At 59.6% G+C, this 376-nt stretch carries 1 protein-coding gene; it reads right to left on the bottom strand.

The window, feature by feature from the left end; translation table 11 throughout:
* Positions 1-376, bottom strand: a 376-nt coding sequence (locus tag K6N12_RS33765) for a MobA/MobL family protein (protein ID WP_222149192.1), incomplete at both ends; no start/stop codon positions are given.

Here is a 376-nt window from a genome sequence, read left to right as displayed (position 1 = left end):
CGGGCCTCAACTCGACCAGAGCCTTCGACGCCATGACCGCGGCAAAAGCATTCTGGAAGGTCTGCGGATCGTCGTTGATATAACGATGCAGAGCCCTGGCAATGTCATAGCGGTTGAAGACGCTCTTCTCGTTGGTAATCAGCTTCAGGATCTCATCCGGGCGCCTGCGGATGGTCTCGGCATTTCGCTCGGCCGATTGCGGTGAGATGCGCGCGCGAGAGACTGCCCCACCCTGCCGATTGATCTCGCTCGCATGCACACCGACATGTTCGGTCGGCTCGATCGTGATCCCGGCTTCCAGATGCGAACGGTTGTCGATACGGATATCGAGGCCGGCCCTCTCAAGGTGAGAGTTGGCCAGATGCTCCCAAGCCTG

This window comes from Rhizobium redzepovicii (genome assembly GCF_019793435.1).
In the GTDB taxonomy this organism is placed as follows: Bacteria; Pseudomonadota; Alphaproteobacteria; order Rhizobiales; family Rhizobiaceae; genus Rhizobium; species Rhizobium redzepovicii.
This window is presented reverse-complemented; position numbering and strand designations above follow the sequence as displayed.